Source organism: Xanthomonas sp. NCPPB 1068, from assembly GCF_041479385.2.
Taxonomy (GTDB): Bacteria; Pseudomonadota; Gammaproteobacteria; order Xanthomonadales; family Xanthomonadaceae; genus Xanthomonas; species Xanthomonas cannabis.
Window position 1 is genome coordinate 160,751 of record NZ_CM192986.1, and the last position, 21,691, is coordinate 182,441.

At 58.2% G+C, this 21,691-nt stretch carries 21 protein-coding genes, 1 other RNA gene and 1 pseudogene; 17 read left to right on the plus strand and 6 right to left on the minus strand.

The window, feature by feature from the left end; translation table 11 throughout:
- Nucleotides 1–4: 4 nt before the first annotated feature.
- From ACCQ12_RS00690 to ACCQ12_RS00745, 12 genes are all read left to right on the plus strand, one after another.
- Complete coding sequence (locus tag ACCQ12_RS00690; protein ID WP_372382685.1) at nucleotides 5–982, plus strand: pectinesterase family protein; 978 nt, start codon at nucleotides 5–7, stop codon at nucleotides 980–982.
- Nucleotides 982–2,010, plus strand: a complete 1,029-nt coding sequence (gene pelA, locus ACCQ12_RS00695; protein WP_372382686.1) for a pectate lyase — start codon at nucleotides 982–984, stop codon at nucleotides 2,008–2,010. Before ACCQ12_RS00690 ends, pelA begins: the two co-directional genes overlap by 1 nt.
- Before the next feature lie 67 nt (nucleotides 2,011–2,077).
- A non-coding RNA gene (locus ACCQ12_RS00700) (sX9 sRNA) lies at nucleotides 2,078–2,154 on the plus strand.
- Between the two features lie 72 nt (nucleotides 2,155–2,226).
- On the plus strand, nucleotides 2,227–6,090 hold the full coding sequence (locus tag ACCQ12_RS00705) for a LamG-like jellyroll fold domain-containing protein (RefSeq protein WP_372383524.1): 3,864 nt from the start codon (nucleotides 2,227–2,229) through the stop codon (nucleotides 6,088–6,090).
- A gap of 242 nt (nucleotides 6,091–6,332) precedes the next feature.
- Nucleotides 6,333–6,542: a hypothetical protein gene (locus ACCQ12_RS00710; RefSeq protein WP_372382687.1), complete on the plus strand. Its 210-nt coding sequence runs from the start codon at nucleotides 6,333–6,335 to the stop codon at nucleotides 6,540–6,542.
- A gap of 148 nt (nucleotides 6,543–6,690) precedes the next feature.
- A complete protein-coding gene (locus ACCQ12_RS00715) occupies nucleotides 6,691–7,236 on the plus strand; it encodes a RipA family octameric membrane protein (RefSeq protein ID WP_506191673.1) in 546 nt (181 codons plus the stop codon).
- Nucleotides 7,237–7,302: 66 nt separating this feature from the next.
- A complete protein-coding gene (locus ACCQ12_RS00720) occupies nucleotides 7,303–7,866 on the plus strand; it encodes a hypothetical protein (protein ID WP_372382688.1) in 564 nt (187 codons plus the stop codon).
- Between the two features lie 260 nt (nucleotides 7,867–8,126).
- The gene (locus tag ACCQ12_RS00725; RefSeq protein ID WP_372382689.1) at nucleotides 8,127–8,501 is read left to right on the plus strand and encodes a hypothetical protein; all 375 of its coding nucleotides are present in this window, start codon (nucleotides 8,127–8,129) and stop codon (nucleotides 8,499–8,501) included.
- A 458-nt stretch (nucleotides 8,502–8,959) separates the two neighbouring features.
- On the plus strand, nucleotides 8,960–9,709 hold the full coding sequence (locus ACCQ12_RS00730) for a hypothetical protein (protein WP_372382690.1): 750 nt from the start codon (nucleotides 8,960–8,962) through the stop codon (nucleotides 9,707–9,709).
- 289 nt (nucleotides 9,710–9,998) lie between these two features.
- Nucleotides 9,999–10,784 carry an FRG domain-containing protein gene (locus ACCQ12_RS00735; RefSeq protein WP_372382691.1) on the plus strand — a complete coding sequence of 262 codons (786 nt, stop codon included), beginning with the start codon at nucleotides 9,999–10,001 and terminating at the stop codon, nucleotides 10,782–10,784.
- A 634-nt stretch (nucleotides 10,785–11,418) separates the two neighbouring features.
- Nucleotides 11,419–12,081 carry a hypothetical protein gene (locus ACCQ12_RS00740; RefSeq protein WP_372382692.1) on the plus strand — a complete coding sequence of 221 codons (663 nt, stop codon included), beginning with the start codon at nucleotides 11,419–11,421 and terminating at the stop codon, nucleotides 12,079–12,081.
- A gap of 399 nt (nucleotides 12,082–12,480) precedes the next feature.
- Nucleotides 12,481–12,831: a SymE family type I addiction module toxin gene (locus ACCQ12_RS00745; protein ID WP_372382693.1), complete on the plus strand. Its 351-nt coding sequence runs from the start codon at nucleotides 12,481–12,483 to the stop codon at nucleotides 12,829–12,831.
- A 263-nt stretch (nucleotides 12,832–13,094) separates the two neighbouring features.
- Here the strand turns inward: ACCQ12_RS00745 and ACCQ12_RS00750 are convergent, their stop codons facing one another.
- Nucleotides 13,095–13,184 carry a hypothetical protein gene (locus tag ACCQ12_RS00750; RefSeq protein ID WP_326520498.1) on the minus strand — a complete coding sequence of 30 codons (90 nt, stop codon included), beginning with the start codon at nucleotides 13,182–13,184 and terminating at the stop codon, nucleotides 13,095–13,097.
- Nucleotides 13,185–13,394: 210 nt separating this feature from the next.
- Here ACCQ12_RS00750 and ACCQ12_RS00755 point away from each other — a divergent pair, with 210 nt between their 5' ends.
- Nucleotides 13,395–13,880 carry a hypothetical protein gene (locus ACCQ12_RS00755; RefSeq protein ID WP_081422448.1) on the plus strand — a complete coding sequence of 162 codons (486 nt, stop codon included), beginning with the start codon at nucleotides 13,395–13,397 and terminating at the stop codon, nucleotides 13,878–13,880.
- Nucleotides 13,881–13,923: 43 nt separating this feature from the next.
- Here ACCQ12_RS00755 and ACCQ12_RS00760 read toward each other — a convergent pair whose 3' ends face one another.
- Together ACCQ12_RS00760 and ACCQ12_RS00765 are read right to left on the minus strand one after the other, a co-directional pair.
- Nucleotides 13,924–15,375, minus strand: coding sequence for an XVIPCD domain-containing protein (locus ACCQ12_RS00760; RefSeq protein WP_372382694.1), 1,452 nt, complete (start codon nucleotides 15,373–15,375; stop codon nucleotides 13,924–13,926).
- Nucleotides 15,372–16,061: a hypothetical protein gene (locus ACCQ12_RS00765; protein WP_372382695.1), complete on the minus strand. Its 690-nt coding sequence runs from the start codon at nucleotides 16,059–16,061 to the stop codon at nucleotides 15,372–15,374. Before ACCQ12_RS00765 ends, ACCQ12_RS00760 begins: the two co-directional genes overlap by 4 nt.
- 517 nt (nucleotides 16,062–16,578) lie before the next feature.
- Here ACCQ12_RS00765 and ACCQ12_RS00770 point away from each other — a divergent pair.
- The 4 genes and pseudogenes from ACCQ12_RS00770 (at nucleotide 16,579) to ACCQ12_RS00785 (ending at nucleotide 19,008) form a co-directional block, all read left to right on the plus strand.
- Nucleotides 16,579–16,928 (plus strand): annotated as a pseudogene (locus ACCQ12_RS00770) (SymE family type I addiction module toxin).
- A 110-nt stretch (nucleotides 16,929–17,038) separates the two neighbouring features.
- Entirely contained in the window at nucleotides 17,039–17,263 is a 225-nt protein-coding gene (locus tag ACCQ12_RS00775) for a hypothetical protein (RefSeq protein WP_372382696.1), read from the plus strand.
- A gap of 650 nt (nucleotides 17,264–17,913) precedes the next feature.
- The gene (locus ACCQ12_RS00780; protein ID WP_372382697.1) at nucleotides 17,914–18,528 is read left to right on the plus strand and encodes a hypothetical protein; all 615 of its coding nucleotides are present in this window, start codon (nucleotides 17,914–17,916) and stop codon (nucleotides 18,526–18,528) included.
- 102 nt (nucleotides 18,529–18,630) lie between these two features.
- Nucleotides 18,631–19,008, plus strand: coding sequence for a hypothetical protein (locus tag ACCQ12_RS00785; protein WP_372382698.1), 378 nt, complete (start codon nucleotides 18,631–18,633; stop codon nucleotides 19,006–19,008).
- Between the two features lie 153 nt (nucleotides 19,009–19,161).
- Here ACCQ12_RS00785 and ACCQ12_RS00790 read toward each other — a convergent pair whose 3' ends face one another.
- The 3 genes from ACCQ12_RS00790 to ACCQ12_RS00800 form a co-directional block, all read right to left on the minus strand.
- Complete coding sequence (locus ACCQ12_RS00790; protein ID WP_372382699.1) at nucleotides 19,162–20,019, minus strand: SDR family oxidoreductase; 858 nt, start codon at nucleotides 20,017–20,019, stop codon at nucleotides 19,162–19,164.
- Nucleotides 20,020–20,026: 7 nt separating this feature from the next.
- Nucleotides 20,027–20,515, minus strand: coding sequence for a MarR family winged helix-turn-helix transcriptional regulator (locus ACCQ12_RS00795; protein WP_372383525.1), 489 nt, complete (start codon nucleotides 20,513–20,515; stop codon nucleotides 20,027–20,029).
- Nucleotides 20,516–20,699: 184 nt separating this feature from the next.
- Nucleotides 20,700–21,431, minus strand: a complete 732-nt coding sequence (locus ACCQ12_RS00800; protein WP_372382700.1) for a carbon-nitrogen hydrolase family protein — start codon at nucleotides 21,429–21,431, stop codon at nucleotides 20,700–20,702.
- Nucleotides 21,432–21,691 lie beyond the last annotated feature (260 nt).

Genomic DNA, 21,691 nt, shown 5'->3' on the forward strand with positions numbered 1-21,691 from the left:
ACGCATGCAACCGCATCGCAGGAACGTGTTACGCACCTTCGTCGCCACCGCCGTGCTGGCCGGGCTGTCGCTGGGCAGCAGCGTCGCCTTTGCCGCCGACCCGGTCTACACCGTGGCCAAGCAGGGCAGCGCCGGCTACCGCACCGTACAGGCCGCCATCGACGCCGCCGTGCAGGGCGGCAAGCGCGCGCAGATCAACATCGGCGCCGGTACCTACCAGGAACTGATCGTGGTGCCGTCCAACGCACCGGCGCTCAAGCTCACCGGCGCCGGCGCCACCCAGACCGTCATCACCTACGACAATTACGCTTCGCGCATCAATCCGGCCACCGGTGCCGAATACGGTACCTCCGGATCGTCCAGCGTCATCATCGCCGGCAACGACTTCACTGCAGAAAAACTGAGCTTCGGCAATCACGCCGGCCCGGTCGGGCAGGCGGTGGCGGTGCGCGTGGATGGCGACCGCGCCGCGTTCCGCAACGTGCGCTTTCTCGGCTACCAGGACACGCTCTATCTGCGTGGCGCCAAGCTGTCGTATTTCCTCGATTGCTACGTCGAAGGCACCGTGGATTTTGTCTTTGGCGCCGGCACCGCCTTGTTCGAGAACGTGCAGCTGCACTCGCTGGGCGATGGCTATCTCACCGCCGCCTCCACCCCGCAGGAGGCCGCACGCGGCTTCGTGTTCCGCAATGCCCGCGTCACCGCCGCCAGCGGCGTCAGCCGCGTGCACCTGGGCCGCCCGTGGCGCCCCTATGCCAGCGTCAGCTTCATCAGCAGCCAGCTCGGCGCGCACATCCTGCCCGAAGGCTGGAACAACTGGGGCAACGCCGCCAACGAGGCCACCGCCCGCTACAGCGAATACCAGAGCAGCGGCGCCGGCGCCAACCCCTCGCGCCGCGTGAAATGGTCGCGCCAGCTCACCGCTGCCCAGGCCGCCGCGCAAGACCGCACCGCCATCCTCGGCACCTGGAGGCCGTTCTGATGATCAAGTTCTCAACCTTCGCGTTGACCGGCGCGCTGCTGCTGGCCCCGCTCTCGGCCATGGCCGACACCATCGCCGACAACATGCTGCTGCTGCAGACCGCCTCCGGTGGCTGGTCCAAGCAGTACAAGGGCGTGGCGGTGGATTACACGCGCACCTTCACCGCTGCAGAAATCGCCGAACTGCAGCAGCCCGGCCGCAAGGACGATGCCACCATCGACAACAAGGCCACCACCTACGAAATCGGCTATCTGGCCACCGCGTTCAAGAACGAAAAGAACGCCAAGTACATCGCCGCCGCAAGGCGTGGCGTGGACTACCTGCTCAAGGCGCAATACGCCAATGGCGGCTGGCCGCAGTTTTACCCGGACCTGTCGTCCTACCACCACCAGATCACCTACAACGACGACGCCATGGTGCGCGTGCTCAACCTGTTGCAGGACATCGGCGAGGGCAAGGGCGACACCGGCGCGCAGTTGCGTGGCAGCCACGGCGCCAAGTCCACCCAGGCCGTGGCCAAGGGCCTGGAATGCGTGCTCGCCACCCAGGTCAAGATCGGCGGCACGCTCACCATCTGGGGCGCGCAATACGATGAGGTCACCCTCAAGCCGGCCAAGGCGCGCGCGTATGAGCTGGCTTCGTTGTCGTCCGGCGAGTCGGTGAGCATCGTGCGCTTTCTGATGCGCCAGCCCAACCCCTCGGCCAAGATCAAGACCGCTGTGCAAGCGGCGGCTGTCTGGTTCGATACCCACCGCATGCGCGACCTGGCCACCAAGAAGATCGACGACCCCACCCAAGAAACCGGCAAGGACGTGATCCTCATCGCGCAACCGGGCGCCTCCTTGTGGACACGCTTCTACGACCTGCAGAATCAACGCCCGCTCTATGCCAACCGGGAAGGCGTTGCATTGACCGACTACATGAAGGTGCCCAACGAACGCCGCGTCGGTTATGCCTGGCATGGCACCTGGCCAGACAAGCTGTTGAAGGAAGACATCCCGAAGTGGCGTACTGCCAACGGTCTGTAACAGTGAGAGCGGCCAACAGAACACCTGCGCAGCCGCCAAGCGGGTGCGGCCGGTGCTCGGAATCGGCATGTACCACTCGTACACTCCGGTTCTGAGCGCGCCGTCCGCACCCACCTGACGACTGCTCGCTACGTTCTGTTAGCCGCTCTCCCCCGCCGCGCGGCGCCCCCGCGCGGCGACGTCTTTTGAAGTGAGGTAAGCGTGCTGAAGCTTTTGATGGGTGTGGTGTGTCTGACCGCGTTGCCGGCAAGCGCGGCTTCCGTTGCGGCACCGGAACTGCTGTTCCGCGTGTCTGCCGATCGCAGCCTGGACGCGGATGTCGCCCGCGGCGATGGCGTGCCCAACTTCCGCGACAAGATCGCCCTGGTGCCCACCGGCAAACGCGGCAACGCCATCGAATGGGCCGACGACGGCGTGCTGTCGTGGAATGCGCCCGGCAACCTCTACACCCAGCGCGGCACGCTCGGCTTCTTCTGGCGTTCGCGCTACCCGGTGGGCGAAGCGCCGTTCGTGATCTTCCGCGTCGGCTATGCCGACCACACCAGCTGGGACATGGCCTGGCTGCGCATCGACTGGAACGGCCACGGCTTCGATGCTTTCGTCACCGACGCCAACCTCGCGCGCACCCGTGTCTCCTTCAAGCTCGACAAGGCCCCGGCCCCCAGCGACTGGACCCACATTGCGTTTGCGTGGGACGAAACCCAGGGCGTGCGCCTGTATGTCGATGGCAAGGAAGCCGCACGCGTGGACTGCGGTGCGCCTTGCGCCAACGGCGGCGCGCTCGATTACGACGCCGCGCTGGATCAGTTCGGCCTGGCTGGCCGCGTGATGTCGCCGCACCAGGTGCAGAGCCGCTACAACTTCCTGCGCGGCAGCGACTTCGACGAGATTCGCATCTACGACCGCATGCTCGACGGCGCAGGCGCCAGCGCGCTCGCACGTCTGCAGGAACCCACCACCGCCGTCCCCGCCACCAGCGACGCGCAGCACACCGCCTTCCTGCACCGCTACGGCTGGGACAACGGCCACACACCGCCCCCACTCACCGCACCGGTCACCCGCATCCGCAAGGTGGAATTCACCGATGCGCGCGACCTCAAGCAATGGATGTGGAAAGCCACCGACGGCATTGCCGAAACCACCTGGCCCGGCGTCTACAACCGCTCGCGCTTGCCCGGCCGCAACGACTACTTCCAGCTGCCGGACTGGAACACCTACGTCGAAGGCGGCAAGGCGCTGGACCTCACCCTGCCGGACGAGCCGGTCAACCGCATCGAGCTGCGCGGCGCCGCCTACGGCCAGGCCAGCTACACCGCGCCCACTGCTGCCGGTGCAAGCGCCGCGCAGGCGCAACCGCTGTTCGCACGCGCACAAGGCGTGGTGCGCAGCGTGGACCAGTTCCCCGAGCGCCGCGGCGGCACGCTGCGGTTTGCCAACACCGCGCAGGAAACGCCCATCCAGGAAATCTGGGCCTATAACGTGCAACCGGGGCAGGTACCCAAGGGCAGCGCGCAACTCAGCTACACCGTGCGCAGCGACATCCAGCCCGACTACGACAACCTCGCCGAACTGCGCGGTGTCATCGCCGGCCGCTACCCGCCGGGCGAGCGCCAGACCGTCATCGCGCTGCCCACCAAGGCACCGGCCCGCAAGCGCCCCAGCGACAAGGCCGCAGCAAGCGCGCAGCAGCCCATCGTGCACATCTTGGTGCCGTCCAGCCTTGGCGATCCGCCGCCGGACCAGGCGCTGATGCGCAGCTGGTCCTACGGCTGGGAAAATATGCACGACGGCCTGGACGGCATCGCCATCACCTTGCCCGCGCTCAACCTGCCGGCCACCCACAACGGCAGCATCCCGCTCAACATCCGCATCAAGGACCCCATCTGGCCTGCACGCGACATGATCGATGTCTCGGTCGCCGTCGCCCCCGGCCAGGCCCGCACGCTGTGGCTGGACCTGCGCGACAGAATCCTCAGCAACGACAGCCTGATGCTCAGCATCGCCGCCGCCGCGCCCGGCTTCGATGCCAACGCGCTCGACGGCACCCAGCTGCAACTGGTGTTCAAGCCGCGCAACGAGGCCATCAAAGAGCACGTTGCCGACCGCTTCAACCAGGTCAAGGACAACTGGGGCTTTCTTGTCGAGGAGCACACCACCTCCAAGCGCCAGCTGCTCTACAAGCGCCTGGACGCCGACATCACCGACCTGCTGCGCGTCGACCCGGACCACGCCCTCGGCCGCCAGTACTGGAACGACATCAGCTACGCCAACCAGGGCACGCTGCCCGTGGACATGCCGGCCGTGCCCAAGGGCGTGCCCGCCTGGGCGTTCTGGCAGCTGCAGGACCTCAGTGCCACCCGCCGCTACATCCGCTGGTGGATCGAGCAGCGCCAGGTGGCCTACGGCGATTTCGGCGGCGGCATCTCGGATGATTCGGACCTGGTGCAGCAGTGGCCCGGTGTCGCGCTGATGGGCGTGGACCCGGACATGCTCAACGCCTCCATGCTGGCGCTGTCCGATGCCAACTACCGCAACGGCATGTTCACCAACGGCCTGTCCACCATCGAAACCGACGAGCTGCATTCCTACGAGGAGGGCATCAACCTCAACAGCGCCCTGCTGTACCTCAACTGGGGCGACCCGCGCACCGTCGAGCGCCTGATGGAAACCGTCAAGGCCTTCGACACCATCATCCAGGTCAACCCGCAAGGCCACCTGCTGTTTGCCAGCAACTGGTTCGGCGGCCGCACCGTCTACCGCGAGCCCAACTGGCAATGGCAAAAACCGTACTCCTTCCCCATCGTGCACCCGGCCATCCTGCTGGGCGGCTATAACGCCGACCCCAACAGCCGCCGCATCGTCACCGGCTTAGCGGATGGCTACCTCGCCCACGCCTACACCAACGCCAAGGGCAACTGGGCCCTGCCTAACGAGATCAACTGGCAAACCGGCAAAACCCGCGGCGGCGAACTGTTCGAAGGCAGCGGCGGCGCCGACACCTTGCACACCTTCTGGGCCGCCTACCGCTTCACCGGCGAAGATCGCTATCTCAAGCCGATCGACTACCGCGTCGCAAACAGCGGCCCCAACGGCCTGTCGCTGCTCAACGAAAACTTTCTCGATGTCATGGGCAAGCGCAATGACTGGAGCGCCAAGCTCATCGATGCCGCAAATAAAGACGATGGCAGCGCCCCGGACTTCCCGCACCACGTGGCCTGGGAGCAGACCGGCAATCTGGATTATCTCGCCGCCATTTACCGCAGCGAGGCGCGGGAGAAACTGCAGAACTTCTACATGAACACCGAAGGCCACTGGTGGAGCGACCGCGTAGAATCCCCCACCGTCAACCTGCAACGCGCACGCTTAGGCGGCGTGGCGCTCAAGCGCAACCAGACCTACCCCGGCCACACCGTGAGCTGGCGCTTCGCCGATCCAGAGGCCGCCACGCAAGTGGCCATCGCCATCCCCGCACCCCGGCAAGACCGCTTCACCGTCATCGCCTACAACACATCGAATAAAAACCAGCGCGCCAGCATGACCGGCTGGAACGTTGCCCCGGGCCAATGGCGCATCACCCAGGGCGTGAGCAAAGCCAATGACGGCAAGCTCGACAGCAATGCCAAGACGCAAGAGCGCGCTTTCGAAAAAAGCGCAACCATCGACATCGACTTCCCCGCAGGCCGCACCACCGTCCTGCAGCTCGAACGCATTGCAGAAGCCACCCCGGTCGAACTACGCCCGGACCTGGGCATCGGCCACGGCGACGTGCGTGTGACCGCAGACGCTATCGAAGTGACCGTGCATAGCCTGGGTCATGCCGATGCGCCGGCGGGCTTTGTGGTGTTGGAGGATGCGCGTGGCAAGGAGTTGGCGCGGGCCGCGTTTCCGGCACTTGCCGCACCACGCGATCTGCATCCGATCACCACCCAGGTACGCCTGCCGCTAACCAATGCCGCAAATCTAAAAACCGCGCAGTTGCGTGTGGTGACCGAAAGCAACGCCCCAGAGATTACCGACCTCAACAACAAACTCGCTCTACCCACCCCAGCCAAGCCGGCAACCGAACAAAACAGCCAATAACCCAACACACCAAGCCCTTCTCCCACACGCGGGAGAAGGGGCCCGAAGGGCGGATGAGGGGAAGACCGTCCCTTCTCCCGCACGCGGGAGAAGGTGCCCGAAGGGCGGATGAGGGCAAGCCCGATAAAGCCAACTACCACTCTCGCAAGCGCATTGACGCAACCCAAAAACTCGGCGAGGATCAAAACACGCGGTATGTAATGCAGCCGCAAAGCCACACATTTCTTCAGGGGGAAGAATCAATGTTGAGCAAGGCATGGAGCATCGTGGCACTTAGCGTGGCCGCACTCGGTTTGTTTACCGCATCCGCGCAAGCGCGCGTCAGGGCCGCTGGCGCGCACCACACCACCAGTCACGGCGGTCACTACAGCGCAGGCCACGGCGCCTCGCACAAGGGTGGCAGCTACCGCAGCACAAGTACCAACAACCACTATCGGCGTCACAAGTCCTAGCAGGCCTTAAGCCAATGCCACTCGGAAGTGCAGCTTTAGATGCTCTATGAATATTGATCAATTCGGCTATGAGAGCAAATTTCCTAGTGGGCCCTTACGCGAGAAGGCGCTCGCTCAGGCTCTTGACATCCGCAAGTTCGAAATCGAGATGTACTGGAAGCGAGCGAGTTACTTTTGGACCCTCATCGCAGTGTGTTTTGCTGGATACGGCCTTACTTTTGGCAAGACAAATATTGGCTTCGTCCCAACTGCTCTTTGCTGCATTGGACTTGTCTTGTCTGTTGGCTGGTCACTCGTTATCAAAGGAAGCAAGCAGTGGCAAGAAAACTGGGAGAATCATGTCGAGATGCTTGAGGACTCTACGCAAGGACCTCTATATAAGACCGTCCTACGTAGACCTGAACCGATTGGCCTCCGTGCCCGCAGTAAGCAACTTCTAACCGGGCCCGCTTCGTTTTCCGTATCTAGCATCAATCAGCTTATTAGCTACTTCATCTCAATCGTGTGGTTGATGCTTCTAACCACCACATTAGATTTTGGGGCGTCTCAGATATCAGTGCCAAAAATAGCACTTGTTTCTCTGTCAGTTGTTACTTGCACTCTTTTCTTCTTGGTCGGTCGCACCCATTTGGAGAGCCATACTAATGATGCAAGTACAAGAGCTGTCACGGTCAGAAGTAAGGTTCGCATCTAACAATTAATTCAAGCCGAACCGCGCCTCGCGGGCCAGCTTAATTAAATCGCTATACGTGGAGGAGAGATGCCAGCAACCGTGACAGTACCGCTTGTATGGACTTGCGTTGACTGGCTGCCAAGCGAGACTTGGGGAAAAATACTCTTGCCGAGGCTCATAGATGCTGGGGCAAATTCTAGGCGCCTCGACCGCAGCGTTTATGTCATTCGTCTTGCCGGAAATTTTGCCATCAGCTACCCGGATGGGGAATCACCAGCTGTGTATGTAGGGGAAGGCAGCTTCGGCAGCAGGATTGCATCTCACAAGAAGTGGGCTCGCAAACTCGAAGAACTAGTAGGTGATTTTAGATTCCAAGTTTGTGTAGCAACGCCAAGGGTAAAGAATCAGCCTAGTACATACCTCGACTGTGAAGCGGCAGTTCTGCGCAGATTCGGCGACCGTTTTGGCTCCGCACCTCTGTGGAATAAACAGTTTGAGCGTCGCCGCTTTCAGCATCATAAATACAGCGAAGACAAGCTCGACTATGTGATCGGCAAACGGAGCGGTGCGAAGTATCACTGGGCCCTTAAGCCTATGAGGGCGTCGCCGTTCTACGCGAGCTATCTCAAAACCCATGTATATAAAAATTAGCTAAAGCAGATGCCGCTTCGCGGCACGGCGTGCCTAGGTGTTAAGTAAGTCAGCCACCATCTTTATAAATCCAACAGTAGCGAGTTCGACATACACTCAGAGTTCGACGCGATCACCATCAATGATATGGTAGAGCGCTAGACGACCTAGCCAAGAACGGGGTCAGGTTCACTTAATAAGTCAACCTGATCCCGCTCCCAGATTTTCCAGTCGGCTTAATTCAGGCGTTAGACCCCTTGTTCAAAATTATGGAGAGCATTGTGAGTAAAAAGACGCAATTTGACTGGGATCGCTACTTCTTCTCTGCATCATTTCGCCAGTTCAGAGAACTTTCTCCAGAGCTGTCCAATCGGCGCGTTCCTTCTATCTATAGCCCCGACCGCCAGCTTTTTTACCTGACTTCCATAGATATTGACGTTAAAACCAGTAATGAGACAGAGTTGCCTGTAGCCCTCAATGAGGTCCGAAAATCATATTCTTCAGCAAAGTCAACGGTTTCTGTTGATGGTAAAGACTTTATAGCGCGTACCGACTTCATAGAGCTCTGCAACTTACTTGCAAAGGTCAGTGATGAGCCAGATACGTACATGGATCCAGACGCACTTCTAGAGCAAGCATCCGCATCAGGTGGCTAACAATTAATCTAAGCTAATGCCGCTTCGGGGCTCGGCTTAAGTCAGGCATTAGGCCCTCACAAGAGAAAATTATCGTGTCAGATCTAAAATGGACTAAAAACTTACGATCTTAAAGTCGATTCTCGTAATTTTCGCATCTCAGTCTCCGAACACGATAATGGCTTCTATGGGAGCTGTCTTTGGTACGAGAAGGAGCGTGCGCTCAAAGCTCCGGGTAAATTCGGATTATTACAGTTCCAACTTGAGCAACGTCACGCAATATCCGAGACTGAGGCGCTGTCACTGATCCAGCTGTGGGCAAACGATAAGTTTGGAGCTGGTGGCTCACTCAAGCCAAGTGAGGCCTGACAATTCGTTCAAGTTGACCCGATGTCGTGGCGTCAGCCACGTGCTTTGCGCTACGCTTGCACGTGTCCGCAGCCCCTCCACGGGGCGGTTTAACTCAGGCGTTAGCGCACGTGACATTTCCAAAACTCAATAAATGCGAACTCTGCGGGCGTCCTTCACGCTTGGCTAGGAGCCATATTTTGCCGGCATTCGCGTATCGCAGCATCATGTCTGCGCCGGGGGGCTTCTATGAGGCACTTCGACCTAGGCTAAAAAAGCAAGGCGGAACATGGGCTCACCTTCTTTGCCAAGACTGCGAGGCGAAACTTTCTCTCCACGAAAGAGAGTTCCAAAAAGTGCTTTTTCCAAAGGGTGAGAGACCTTCCTTGCCGATCACCTATAACTCAAGTCTTTACAGATGTTGTTGTTCTATTTCTTGGCGAGTTCTGACGTACCTCAAGCTGTCAGAACCTGATAAATATACTGAGGAATCCCCAATCTCAGTGATGCTGTCGGGCCAGATTCCAGAAGAGTACCATTCAATCACAGAAAGCGTCCGTTTGAAATGGGCAGAAACAGCACTCACTGGAAAATCTCAAGATAAAGACCATCATTTAATATTCTTAAATGGCAAAAATGTTCCATTTGAACGATCTGACATCATCGGATTCAGCCTCTTTAAAGACGAAAAGAATCTTGCTATCGCGAGCATACTTGGCCCCATGATCGTTCTAGGCTTCATTAAAAATGGCTCTGGCTGGCAAAACACCACTATTGAACCTAATGGCTCTACCTTCACTATCAGCACGCAATCTCTTCCAGTTGGGTTCTTTCGTTGGCTTCATGATCTCTACTTCAACATCGAGCGAGTTGCGCACTAACCATTCCAGCCGGGACCTCTTCGCGGTTCGGCTTGAATGGTGACGTGGGCGCTCACGCAGCGCCGCGCTGTAGTCCGGTTTCAAGGAGGAAGAACGGGCTCAGGTTCACTTAAGTATTCAACCTGTCCTGTTTCCTCGGGCAAGGGTACGGCGTAACGCCAAGCGGGGTGCTGACAGATGCTGGAAAGGGCAAGAAACTTCAAAATTTGGCCCGATTGACGGCAACCAACGACTCGGCGAGAATCGCGTTATGCTGTGGTTAGGCGATCCAATAATAATTAGGTTAACCATGAAGGTTTTCAAGAGTAGCATCTACGGCAGCGTCGCAGAACCGGAATCGCTAGGCGAAGTACTTGATCTGGCTACGAAGCCGATCGAAGGAGTTCACTACAATGTCCACATGTGGAGAGGTCAAGCCAATATAGACTGGCTTCTTCACTCTGGAGCGTATAGGCGCCTTGCACTCACGAAGGAAAGGATTACTGAGTATGACCTGCGATCCTATGAGAAGAGCCTTCTAGCAAAAGCCAGATTTAATAACTTCCATATTGTTGATGGCAGAGAGCTGCCAGATTTTGACCTTCTAGCTAGGCTTCAACATCATGGCGCTGCGACGCGCCTATTTGATACAAGCAGAAATTGTCTAGTAGCCCTTTATTTCGCTTGCAGCTCCCACCCAGACGATCACGGATTAGTCACTGGATTTCATTCTCATAACCTTGGTGGGTACGAGGGGCAGGGTGAATACCGACCATACGAGCAGGTGGTCGCGGACGCCTCGGAGCATGACCATCCACAGACTTGGTCTCCGCCCTTGGTCTCACCCAGAATTGCTGCGCAACATTCCCAGTTTATATACAGCAAGGTTTCCAGCAATAGCCCTCATAGCCTAAATTTCTCGATAAAAGAAAACGCATTCTTGCCAATCGCAATATCGCCAATTTTAAAGGCAGAAGCTCTAAAGTTATTAAGTGAGGTCTTTGATATTCGTCAATCCACGTTGTTCCCCGACCTCTCTGGATTCTGTGAGATCAACAACACGCATACCCAGGCTTATGCGGATCATCGCTGGTGAAATTAGCCGAAGAACGGCAGGAGCCGGCTTAATTTCACTTCTCCAGTGGGAATAACATGTAAATAACGGGGGCAGGTTGAGGTTTTGGTGGGGCGAGTCGGGTTCACTTCATAAGTGAGCCTGATCCGTTCCGGCAACAACAGGGCTGGCGGTTCCGTGAAAGTAGGTAACGAGCTCCAGTGGCCGATTGCTAGATCTCGGTGTTAGGCTGCAAACACTCGGCTTAAGAAGGATCAACCGTTAGGGAGGCAACCTAATATCTGGCGCCAGAGGCGGAGACGCGGCTGGAAAGCGATGAGCTTCAGACGCTTGTAGTGATTGACCACGGTCAGGGAGTCAGCGAGGATGATGTTATGCCGCGCTGGGCGGTCCAATAGACGTTAGGGCGCAATGGACAGTTCAATTGGTAATCGGCAATTCAATCGAGCCTACATTTCGATGCAAGACATGGAACGATGCATCGAAAGCCTCCAATGTGCGTCTTCTGCCCTTGACCGTGGGGATTACAAAGCAGCGAGAACGGGGTCAGGTGCAATTAATAAGTAAACGTGAATAATTTTACGTGCTTAAAATTCAACCTTGCCTGTCCTAGAGTCCGGATTAATTCAACATTTAGTTTTCAGGAGAATCGCAGTTGAGAAATCCATGGCTGGCTCTTCCAAAAAGTGCGCCTTACATCCTGCCTGACGACCGCCCGCTGGTCGAGACATTTAATAGCCGAGCCGTGCCGGAGAAGCGGTATGATCTATCGCTGTTTCCCGAGCCATACTTTGGTCGCTTCGACGCTCCAGTAGTGTTTCTTGCTCTCAACCCTGGCTGGAATCCTCTTGACGCGGCCATGCATAGTCGCCCAGATTTTGCCACCCAATGCGCACTGTCGTTGGCGCACTCGCTTGCACCATATCCCTTTCTTCACTTGCAACCGGTTTGCGACACGCCAGGTAGCTTGTGGTGGCGTCGCATCACTAAGCCTTTGATCTCTGATGCTGGCTTCGATGCAGTCGCAAAGAACATCTCCTGCCTTCAATTTTTTCCATACCATTCCCGTAAGTTTGGTTCTCATACCACCTCTATTCCGTCCCAGTTGTACGGTATTGAACTGGTCAGGGGAGCCATGGCCCGGGGCGCCGAAATCGTGGTAATGCGTTCCTGGAAGTTATGGTCCAAGGCTGTTCCAGATCTCGTCAGCTACTCCCACTTGCACCTCGTCCGCAACCCGCGTAATCCCACTGTATCAGCGAAAAATCTCCCCAGCGGCTACGAAGTTGTGTTAGACCGAATAAAGGCCGGAAGCTGAAAATGGCTTAGTCAAAAGGGAGGTTGGGTCGAGCTACCCTTGATAACTCCAAGATAGAGGCAGAATCATTTTCATGCATCATCTAAAACGGCAAAGGCCGCGTTGGCATTTGATCGCCGTTTGCCACTCAAAGTAGTTGACATCCCAGCAAACCCGCAGCAATCTCTACCACAAGGAGCGTAGAAACTCCTCACACAGCGGTACCCACCTCCGTCAAACCGGTGGGTTTTTTGTGCCTGCAGCGTCTTGCGGGTGCAACCGACGCGATGCCTGCGTCGGGAGGGCGGCTAATACAACACCCCTCGGGGAAATACGCCCGCCGACTGTGTGCGGTTTCTAACCTCCCGACATCCCGTCGCCACCCGGCGGCGGCGCCTGTTCGTCAAGGAGGGCTTTGCCATGCGTCGACCCACGTCCCGTCCCACATCAGCACGCAAGCGCACCAAGGTGCCGCCGCCCACAGAGGTCGTCTGGCGCACCCTCGACCCCACACTGAAGCCACCGCCGTACCTTGAGCGCACGCCCATCCCCGAGCCCCGCACCGAACGCCGCCCCCCGCGCCCCGGCCACCCGCGTGCCCCCCAACACTGCACCGTGGGCTACGGCTACTACCCCGCCACCCACCAACGCATCCCCACGCTACGCCTACGCGGCCGCTGGCTAGAACAACTTGGCTTCACCATCGGCAGCAAACTCAACATAACCATGCGCAACGGCGAGCTGGTCGTCAGCGTGGCACCTACGGACTAACGCGCGGTACCGCCTTCGCATTTCTTGGGTTGTGGGCTAAGACGCAAGTGGTGGTTGGGGCTGCGACTTCATACCATGCGATGAGGCGCAGTAATGACGGTCCTGTTGCTGCTCTCGCTTCACGATTGCTGCTTTTGCTGCGGCGGTTCTCCAATGCGCCTGCAGCTGACTCAGTGACTGCTCCACAGGTCACGCGAGGGCGTCGCCTGTTTTCATGTGCGCTATCAAGTTGGCGGGGCTGTCCAGCGCTCCTTGAATAATAATTACGTCTTGCCCTGCCGCACACGACGTTTCTCCGCACTCAGCACGATGTGATCGATGCTTGGCAGCCCGTTCTCTGTGGCTAGATACACGCTACTGGCTGCCAGTCGGGCACTTCGGCGCCGTCACGTATCGCTGCGTTGCGGGGCAAGCTAGGTGTTGTGAGCTGTGGCACACTCAGTGCAAGCGGCAGTGCTGGGAGCATAGTTGTAACACCCATTTTTGCGGCGACCCACTTCCTAACAAGTCATTCGAGCCAAATCTTCACTCTGCAATTTGGCTTAATTCATACGTCCGGTGTTATGAAACTTATTGAGATCTTACCCTTGGCTGGTGTCGGCCTTGTAAAGCTCGGCATGTCCCGAGCCGAAGTTCATGCTGTCATGGGGGCGCCTCCAACTAGCTTCAGAAAAGTTCCTACGTCTGCCTATCCCACAGACGCATGGCACCGTGGGTTCCACGTTTTCTATGGGGGCATCGAGCCGAGCGTGGAGTTCATAGAGCTGTCCGCGAATTCCGGATTTGAGGTTCTGTGCCTCGGCCAACATGTATTTAGCACGCCAGCATCGAGGCTCGTCGAGAAATTCCTTGCAGTTACTCCTTTCGATCCTTTTGATGAAGAGTTGGGGTACAGCTACGTGTTTCCGGCACTTGAGCTTGCGGTGTGGCGTCCGGATATGGAAGAGCCGCAGGGAAAATATTTTTCCACGGTGGGCATCGGGTGCGTTGGCTATTTTTCACGGAGAATTCCCAATAACCGGTCAGGTACACTTAAAAAGTCAACCTGACCCCGTTTCCTTCCACGATGACAAGTGCAGGCACGTCATTGCCTCAAAGTGACGGAACAGGGCCGCGCTGTTGTTGCTCCTGTGAGCGCTGCTGTTCCATTGCCAGCTCTTGCGTGCGCTCATGCGCTAAGCGCTGGTTGACAGATTCCAATTGGGTAAAGCTCTCTTGAACAGGCCGCTGCGCGGCGTCGGCCGTTGGCATATGAGCGCGCAGCATGGCCGGATCCTTTGGATCACCTTGCACTACAAAAAGGGTCTGCGCAGTGGGCGAGTCTTTGGTCTTTTCGCTGAGCAGCACATGGTCCACCCGGCTTAGTCCGTTGTCTTTGGCTAGCGTCAGCAGACTCGCTGTCATCCGTTCACTGGTCGCGTCAAACGTGCGGCCGTTGGCTGCATCTAACTGCTCCACCTTGCTTCGGATCTGCTGATGCATGGCATGGTCAGGGTGCCCCGCTTCTGCAGGCGTCAATGTGCGTCCTAGCTCACTCGGTGTCGCGAAATTGGGAGAGCTAACGCCGCGTGCGCCAGTGTCCTTGAACTGGACCATGCCATAGCCGTCCTTGCCAAGGTCAACGATGTTGAAGGTCTTCGCAGATCCTAGCTCCAGCCCGTTGCGCTCCAGCTGTCTTGGGTCCAAACCCAGCGATTTGAGATCGATGCGGATTTCCGGGGGCCGGCGGTCATGCGCCAGATGCGCGTAGTTCTGTGCGATGTGACTGATCGGATTGACGCCATAGTAGTTCCGGTAGTCGGAGTCGCCATGCGGGCCTAGCGTGCCACTGCTGTCATAAAAGCAGTGCTCAACAGATTTAGTCAGCGCATCGTTGCGGGTAAAAGGGTGCTTGGTGAGTGCATCGTAGGTCAGTCCGTCTGCAAACTGCGGAGCGCCGTTCGGTTGTCGCACGACACACCGATTACTCGACCGGTCGAGCAACTCCTTCTCAACCACACTGTCGGGCATCTCAGGGTTCAGATGTTTGATTCGATCATGCAGGGCACGCATTCCCGAGATTTCCGACAGTGCTTCGTCTGCGCGGGTGGAATCCAGGTAAACACGCGTAGGTCCAGTCAGGTCGACCTGATTCTCCCGATTATCGTAAGCCTCCTGCATCCGGTTGCCCATGCTCTTGCCGAACTCGGCAAGAGCTTCGGCACGATGCTTGGCCAACACGCCGTGCATGGTTTCATGGCCCATGACCTCGGTCAGATAGTCGAGGCGCTCTGATCCTGCGAAGTCTTTGAACGCTGCTTCGCTGATATTGAGTGTGCCCGCTTTGCCGTCTTTACCGTCCTGGAAGTGACCCCCGTTATTCTGTCCGTGCGAGACAGCAATCGCGCCAATTCGGCCTTTCTCAATGGCATCACCTAGCAGATTTGAAAGATAGGGTGATTCAACAATTGTCTGCCGGATGCTTGCTTCCGCACCGGCAGGAAGCGCCGGATCTTTTGCCATCTGGGCAAGTAGGGGTTCAATACGTGGATCAACCGGGATCATGGCTTACCTCCGTCGATTTTCACGCTGTAAACGCACTCTTGTGGACTGCTTTGGTCATTGGTTCGATAGATGAGCAGTGAGACCGAGAACATGTGGCTACCGCGATTGATTGCATGCCAATGCTGGCGTAGCCATCCACCCTGGAAGGGTCGCTGGCCGCCGCGTGTGTATCCCATGCCCTCAAGCGTTTTGGACAATGCTTCTGCTTGCCAGATGCAGGTCGACGTGGGCACGCGCGTGGGATCGCCTTGGTTAGGCAAGGACACTGCAACTTCGATCCGCGAGAAGCCATCCTTCGTTGGGCGATGTGTCGCGTAGAGCGCATAGCCATCGGCCAGAGCGACGTCTTTTGCTTCACGCCACGGGTATGCCGGATCAGACGGTGGCCCAAGCTTGATGCCAAGTGCAGATTCCATTCGCGGGTAGTCCATATCCGCTGGCACTGTCAGACCATCGATGAAACGCAGCAGCCGGCGCTCCAGCTCTTGCGGAGTGGTGTTGGCAGAGACGGAATCGGCACGGTTATCGGTGCTCTTGCCTTTCTCTGGCGAGGTTGGCGTCGCTGTGGCAGCAGATTGCGTGGCTGCATCCCGTCCTGCTTCACCAGGCGCGCGAGCGCATGCACTTGGCAGCGCTAGTAAAAGCAGCAGCAAAGGAAACAGGCTTCGGACGTTAACTTTTATCATTGGAATCCTACTCACGCGACATTGCGATGTTGGCCAACTGTCATTCGCGCCGTTGGTGTAATGCACTGCCGAGTCCGAACCTGAGAGGCGCGATGGTGATAGATAGCGAGGGGACGGAAAGCTATTTGCGGGAAGGTTGGGGTGCGCTTGGAGTAGCAATCTCTCTAGGTTCAATCCAACTCTGACCCTGCTGCTTCACACGTTGACGCAAGGGATCTTCCATCAACGCTTTCCAGATTGCCAGCATCAGCCAGTTGACATGTCACGCAGCGCGTAGCAGTCTTTTGGCCACGGAGCGTAGAAACTCCTAAGACAGCGGTACCCACCTCCGAAATACCGGTGGGTTTTTTGTGCCTGCAGGGTCCTGCTGGCGCAGCCGACGCGTTGCCTGCGTCGGGAGGGCGGCTAATACAACACCCTTCGGGGAAATACGCCCGCCGTCTGTCTTCGGTTTCTAACCTCCCGGCATCCCGTCGCCCCCTGGCGGCGGGGCCTGTTCGTCAAGGAGGGCTTTGCCATGCGTCGACCCACGTCCCGTCCCACATCAGCACGCAAGCGCACCAAGGTGCCGCCGCCCACCGAGATCGTCTGGCGCACCCTCGACCCCACACTCAAGCCACCGCCGTACCTTGAGCGCACGCCCATCCCCGAGCCCCGCACCGAACGCCGCCCCCCACGCCCCGGCCACCCGCGTGCCCCGCAACACTGCACCGTGGGCTACGGCTACTACCCGCCACCCACCAACGCATCCCCACGCTACGCCTACGCGGCCGCTGGCTGGAACAACTCGGCTTCACCATCGGCAGCAAACTCAACATAACCATGCGCAACGGCGAGCTGGTCGTCAGCGTGGCACCCACGGACTAACCAGGCGCACCGCGCACACGACGCACGCACCCGCACGCCCCGCATCAAGTACAAGGCACCGATCGCCACAACGTGCGCGTTCACCGCTGCCCGCGTAGAGGATCATAAAGATGGAGCACCCCACCGTTGTCTTGCATCTCACGTTGGACCAACTCGACCAACTCGACCGTCTGCTACGCAGCCTCATCGCGCACGGCGACGTCATCGCCATGAGCACAGCGGATCGCCTGCATGCGCAGACCCTCCCAACGCTGGGCAAAGCCGTCTTCGACGCCGCCAAGGCCTTGCGCGAGATGCTTGAGCAGAAGGTAGAACAGACGCACGGTGCGCGGTAATGCCCCAAGTGCTGGGCGATCTCACCATCCCCGTGTCATGACCCACAATGCATCTGTCGAAGGCTAGTCCCGGCAATCCGGGTCTGGCCTTTCGTGTCAGAATTTCAGGCATCCTCCGGAGGTACGCAGGAAATGGTCCAGCAAAGATCAACGCTTTGTCCTGAGCTTGAGGCGGTCGTGGCACAGGAGATTGCTCGCGGAAACATGGTTGAGCGTGAGCCGGGGCTATGCGACTGGCCGGAGCCTGGCTCGTTAGTTGCACATCTCCGCTCCAGTCTTAGCTCCCTGAATGATGAGTTGCCGCCGGATCTCGCAACTGCCATATGCAATGATCCGCACTATGGGTGGTACAACGAGGTCTTCTCTTCAGTACACAAGCACCTGCTCACCGCAGGCCTGCCGCGACCTGGCGAGCCAATGTACGTAAAGGCCTAAAAATCGTTCGAGGCAGATGCCTTTCGACGCCGGTTGCCTACACATTAGAGTGCAATGGATTCCACGCTAACCAACCGCCAGTTCAATCGTGCCCAAATTTCTAAGCACGATATGCAGCGATGCATCAAGTATTTGGAATGCGCTCAACTCACCGTTGGTCGGAAAAATTGGGCGGTGGCATCTGGCATATTGAGTCCGGTTGTCGTTAACTATGCATGCCTATTCACTGGGAACCGCGAGCTCCTCAAGACAATCTCGAAATTCGGGTTTTTGCCGCCATGCTGAAAAATCACCTAGACCCACTAAAAAAGAAATTGCGTGCGTTGCATCAAGTAGCACCGCCATCCCCTTGGCGCCAAGTAGCTACCATAGCCGTCGGGGGCCTGCGCTCGGTCGGATTTGACCGCAACTCGGAACTCTTGCTCGTTATCTCTAGTGCAGGGCGCGGGGTCATTGACTGCCGCACTGGCACCAAAGTAGCACGGGACTATAATGAATATTACGAGCATGAACAGTTTCTTGAGGCGGAAGGCATCGGCCCGTTACAAGGGCAAACTGTTCGCATATCCGGGCTCCTTGGTGGCGGGCTACCCGTCTCTACTCTCGACGGTTGGTCTGTGGAGCTGGTATCGCTCGATTGGCCGGTCACAGACATTCTGTTAGTTGAGCCATCTTCTTTTTTATACGGATCGCTATACGGCAAGCCCGCCATCTTCCACAAGATCGGCGCAGAGTCAGAGTTGTGTGCTTGTGGCTTCTCCTACATCGGCAATAGTCTCGTTGTCGCATCGCCTAGTGACGTCGCTATCTTTTCCCGTGATTGCAGCTAACAACTCATTGAGCCGAAGGCGCTTGGCGGCTAGGCCTAATTCGGAAAAGCGGGTTCAGGTTTACCGCCGCCTGGGTCGCTCAATGTAGGGTAAGTGATTGATATGGGTGTAGACCTTAAGAACAAAGCTGGCACCGAATTCTATTTCTCAACAATAGGATGGTCTTTTTATTTGAATTTGGCATCGATTTACGGATGGAAGCCAGAAGGGACATCGCCTCCCCCTGACTGGATCGATAGAGGACCTTGGGGGTCACATTACGATTGGAATGCTGGGCAATCTGTCGCTGACTCAGACGCAAGGGAGTTGGCTGCTGCGCTGGGACGCTACTTAGTGGATCCGCATCGTGATGAGCGAGCATTGCTCATTGCAAAGAAATTTTCCGAGGCTGGTATTTCTGTAGCCGTCCCTAATTCTGAAGATGGATTCATCGAGAAATTTTTAGTTTTTGCAAGGAGTGGAGCTTTTGAGATTTGGTAGATCAAATGGAGCGCATAACATAGTGGCGGGTCAGGGTCATATCTTTAGATAAGCCGGCTAGATAACGCTCATGGATATCCTCCGCGCTCAGGGGGAACAGGGTGAGGTTCACCTCATAAGTCACTTGACTCGTTCCATGCGGTCTCCCAACGACTAACCCACAAACGACTGCCAGTGGTCGCGAATAAAGTCGTCGAATGTATGTGGTGGCATTCCGGTGAGCCGCTCGATCTCGAAGGTGGGGTCGATATCGTGATGGCCTGCCACCACGTCCGCGAACTGCACAGTGAGGCCCTTGGCCATCCAGGGCGAGTTGCCCGTTGCACGCATCAGCACGCGGAACACCGGTGTCGGCAGGTTGAGATAACGCACCTTGCGGCCAATGCCCTTCGACAGGCGTGCGGTTGCCGCCTGCATGTCGAGTGTCTCTGGCCCGGTGAGGAAATAGGTTGCGCCTGCGTGGCCTTCTTCGGTCAGCACCGTCGCGGCCACGCGCGCGATGTCGCGTGTGTCGATCCAGGACACGCTGCCCCGGCCAGCCGCCATCGGGAACACGCCTTTGGCAATCGGATCCTTGAACCACAGAAAGTTCTGCATGTAGGCGGTGGGCTTGAGGATGGTCCACGCGATGCCTGACGCACGCAGGTGGTGGTCGATGAGCGCATGCGATTTCGCCCACGGCACCGGTGAGCGCACGTTGCAATCCGATGCCGAGACTTTCACGATCCGGCCGTTGCCGGCGCGTTTGGCCGCGTCAATCGCGGCCGTCTCCTGCGCCACCTGCCCGGGTGTGGGCGGGGTGATGAGAAACAGCGTGCTGCACCCCTGCATCGCGTTTTGCAGCGTGTCGGGTGTGTCGAAGTCGCCCAGCACGGCGTCGATGCCCTTGCGTTGCAGGTCATCCACCTGCTGCTGCTTACGGCACATTGCGCGGAACGGTGTGCCTGCTTCTTTTAAAAGCCTGCACAGCTCGCCGCCGATACCGCCCGTGGCACCTGACACCAGAATCATGGCTGCGTTACTCTTGCGGTTTGGCGGTGGAACTGGGAGTGCTGGGCGCATCGCCTAGCCACTCGGAGATGACAGTGCTCATCTCCTCAAGCGTGCGGATGGCATCGCAGATACGCTCGAGGCCGATCCTGCCGGCAATCGCCTGGTCGACGGGCGCAACCGCGTTCTCGGCACCGGCCACGGCTTTACTGCCTGCCCGGGTGAGCGCTACGAGCTTGGCGCGCCGGTGATGTGGATTCGGCTGGAACTCGACCAGCCCCTGCTCGGCAAGCACATCGACGATGCGTTGCACCGCCTGCCGGGAGAGGCCCATGTTGCGTGCGATCGAGGCGGCGGGAAGCGGGGCGGGTGCGTACCGCAGCGCGGCCAGCACCTGCCACCACGCACTGGTGAGCCCAAGATGGGCAACCAGCTCGTTGCCCGCGCTCACCAAGCGGCCGTTGGCCGCGAACACTGCTAGCGCCAACGCGCGCACGTGTGCTTTGTCTGTCTGCATGCAATCGACGCCATTCAATTTGACAACATGTTGTCAATTGAGTGGTGAGCGGTAGGTGACGCAGGTGTTGCAGAAGTCCCGTGGTCACCGCGGGATAGCGATAAGTGAACGCGGCGCCGGGGAGTAGGGGATGGCTGAAGTGTCACCGCACAGAGGGGCTGCCTGTCATTGACCCTGGCCTGATTCAAGCCAATTGGAAGACGCCCGCCTCTCCGGTCCCTACGTCGTACGCCACCAATGCCTCTTCAGACGCGTCGGCGCTGCACACGCATTTTCCGCCACTGCTCCAGATAGCAGACTGGCCCGCACCGATGAAGGTGTCGGCGGCGCCCACACAGTTGGCCATCACCACGGTCATGGAATGTTTCTTCGCAATCATCGGGTAATGCCCGTAGGCCGATGCGACGCCCCTCTCAGACTTCGCCACGCTTGCCAGATAGACGTGAGCGCCTAATGCGGCTGCGTGTTCGGCATGGCTGGCCTGCAGTGATTCATAGCAAATGGCGGGCGCCAGGACATGATCTGCCTGCGTGAGCACAAGCTGCTCGGCGCCTGGGGCGAAAAAAGGCAATTCGTCGAGGTGGAGATGCTGCTTCGAATAGGTACAGCGTTTCAGCCCCGGCTGGAAACAGACCATGCTGATTTCTGTGCCGTTCGCTCCCCTGGTGGGCGCGCCCACGGCGATGAGCATGCCGTACCGGTCACTGGACACCTGAAACGCGTCAAAACGCCTGTCAGTCGGGTCCACCGCCAGCGCCTCTGCCAGCCCCGGCTCATAACCGGTAAGGGAAAGCTCGGGGAACAGCAGCACGTCGGCACCTCTGCTCGCAGCGAAGCGAATGACATCAAGGTGTCTGCCAATGTTCCTTTCGATCTCACCCGGTGTGGAACGAATTTGTGCAGCGATGAGCTTCATTGCTGGTCTCGCGCCCATGGATTGAGCACCAAGCTTAGTCCTGCTTGCCTGGGCACAGCCGGGCTTGTTTGATTTTCGTCAATTCGGCCGACACATGAAATTCGCAGGGGGGGTGCTTGACTGCATGGGTCAAGAATCGTTGCGGAGTTGCGCATGAGTGCAGTCACGGTAGGCAGGGTCGACCAGGCGTTGAGCGGGCGGGCATCAGTGCAGCAGGCGGCGGCGCAGCATGCGTCGCTGCCGCTCGCATCGGTCCGAGC